The organism is Lactobacillus sp. VURO6/B1 (VP7) (assembly GCF_058139575.1).
On sequence record NZ_JBVOWJ010000030.1, the window covers coordinates 1 to 2794 of the forward strand.

Below are 2794 nucleotides of genomic sequence, written 5' to 3' on the forward strand. Positions count from 1 at the left end.
AAAAAGAACCAAGCAGTTTATTAGCTGCTTGATTCTATTCATTTAAGCTCTATCAACAGGATTTGACAAAGAGCCATAATAATGATAACTTGTTATTGATACACTCTTTTAATGAGTTTGATATGAACTTGTATCAAATAAGAAAGACTATGATAAGAAAAGAGTCAACAGAATGATTTATGATTTTTCTATGTATTTGAGTGATCTAGATGATCAACGTCTTTTCCAAGTATTAAAAAAAGTAATCAACTTGATTTGATTTGGAAAGAAATTTCTTTAATTAGACAAATTGAAATAAACGAAATAAAAGAAAATATTCAAGACCTTGTGACAATTGCAAGTAAAGCCATGAAGTTTACTAATTTAAAAAACCAAGAGTCACTGAGCAAAAAATGGGCTAACTATATTTTGTTTCAAGAAACTGATGCTATATTTGTTTATTTATTTTCTCAGACAAAGTGTTTTCTAAAAAATAATTTAATTATTATAAATGAAGAAAAATTAAATGATATTAAGAGAGGAAATACGATAATTTTTAGTCCACATTGGGGAGATTTTTATTCTATACCAATAATATTGGCGAGTTTAAAAATTCAAAATGTTCCATTAGCTAATGGTGATGAAGGGGAGCATATGCGGTCCATTTTAGATGTAATGTTATCGAGCTTAAAAAAGTACATAACAGAAGTTTTAGACACATCTAACCCAGTTAATGCTCTTTTTAAGTTGGATAATTTATTAAAAAATTCAAAAAATATACTTGAATTTCCAGAATATACATTAGGTCCTAAACCCAAGTATCGTACTAAGTATTTAGATAATTTCTTTCCCGTAGCGTACGGATTAGCAGCCTTAGCTAAACGAAATAATTCAAATATACAACCAGTTACTTTTACAAGAATAGATGATTTTCCTCATTATGAATTAAGATTTTATTCCAAGATAAATATAAAAGATATGACAGTAGGACAGATTAATAATAATATTCACAGACTGATAAACAGTATAATAGTTAAGACTCCTGAAAAGTGGTGGTATTGGTATTTGTTTTCCAAAAATAGAATATCAATCAATTAAGTATTATATATTAATTTAATATACAACGGTGATAAAAATGAAAATAAAAAACATAATTAGATGGTTACCTAATTGGCTCGTATTTTCAATAATAATAACAACAATTATTTCATCATTTGATGGAGTAGTTTTGGCACAGGTACTTTCTTCTATAGCAAATTTTAATCATAACTCAACATTTTTAGAAGTAATGTTTTATGCTGTCAAAAGCTTTTCAGCAATGGCTATTGTGTATTTTTCAATGACTTTAAGAAAAATGTTAATAAATTTAGCAATAAAAAAGCTTAATGTAAAGCTCAAAAGTAATTTTATTTATGGGCAAATTAATACTTCAACTTTTAGTAGTGATACTGCGGATAATGTCTCAAAAATATTTAATGATTTTAAATTGGTTGAAACAGATTACTTTAGTCTGATGTTTGAAGTATTTGCGTCTTTGTTAATGGCATTAATCTCTGGAATTTATATTTTAAGTTTAAGCATACCTATTGGAATTTTGTTTATTTTATTTTCTTTATTACCTATGATAACTCCAAAGATTTTTGGTAAAAAATTAACTGCCACTTCTTCAAAGTGGCAGGAAGATAGTAGTAGATTTTTAAGTAAGGTAACTGATTTATTTAATGGAGCCAATACTATCAAAACTTATTTAGCTGAAAAGTATATGTACAATGATACAGATAAGTATTTAAATGAATCCGAAAATTCTTATTTACTTATGAATAACTGGCAAGCTGTTACTTTTTTTGTCGCTTCAATTCTTTCAGTTGTTAGTTATATTTTACCTATTGGTATTGGCTTGCTTTTAGTTATTCAAAGAAAGATATCTTCTGCAGCTTTGATTGGTATTTTTATGGCTAGTGACAGAGTCGTAGGTCCATTAGGAACAGTTTCAGAGTATCTTAGTAAGATAAAAACTACTCAAGAAATTCGAAAATCTTATAGTGAACATATGATTGAATTTAAAGCTCCTAAAAAAATATCGAAAGATATTAAGCCAAAAATTTGTTTTGAAAATGTTTATTTTACGTACTCAAATGGTAAACAGATTATCAATAATTTGAATTTAAATATTACTTTTGGAGAAAAAATTTTGATTACAGGAGCTTCTGGTGTTGGTAAATCGACAATACTTAATTTGATTCAGGGTTCTATTAAACCAAGTAGCGGAAAAATTTATTTGAGGGAAAAGAATAGTAAAATAAACAATATTCTCGAATCTGGTAGGATTGCTTATATAAGACAAAATCCCAACTTATTTAATGATACTTTGCGTTTTAATCTAACTTTAGGCGAGGATTTCTCAACTAAAGATTGTTTATTTGTTCTTGAAAAAGTAGGATTGATTAATGAACTAGGTAACGATGCTTTAAATAGATATTATGGTGAAAGTGGGAAAAACTTATCTGGTGGACAACGGCAGCGAATCGAAATTGCTAGAGCTCTTCTTTTTAATAAAAAAATTATTTTAATTGATGAAGCAACTTCTAGTTTAGATCCAAAAATGTCGGACAAAATAAATAAAATTATTCAAAATTTAGATTGTACAGTGATTGAGGTTGCTCATTATTATGACGATATTGAATTTAAACATGCACATTTTACACACTATGTACTTGAAAATAAAACTTTAAGATTAAAGGCTCTATAATTTATCCTGTTGATGACTTATCCATGTGGTAAGCTGTTAATAGGTTTTTTATTGCATAAAAAAGGA

The 2794-nt window shown here is 27.2% G+C and carries 2 protein-coding genes; both read left to right on the forward strand.

The window, feature by feature from the left end; all coding sequences use genetic code 11:
• Positions 1-255: 255 nt before the first annotated feature.
• Positions 256-1077, forward strand: a complete 822-nt coding sequence (locus tag ACZ2M0_RS09360) for an LpxL/LpxP family acyltransferase (RefSeq protein WP_490059274.1) — start codon at positions 256-258, stop codon at positions 1075-1077.
• 37 nt (positions 1078-1114) lie between these two features.
• Positions 1115-2728 (forward strand): ATP-binding cassette domain-containing protein, encoded by a 1614-nt coding sequence (locus tag ACZ2M0_RS09365; protein WP_109586373.1) that lies wholly within the window; start codon positions 1115-1117, stop codon positions 2726-2728.
• The last annotated feature ends 66 nt before the right edge of the window (positions 2729-2794 follow it).

Bases quoted from the DNA above. Each gene is read 5' to 3' on its own strand.
- ACZ2M0_RS09365 (WP_109586373.1), top strand. From the start codon at position 1,115: ATGAAAATAAAAAACATAATTAGATGGTTACCTAATTGGCTCGTATTT.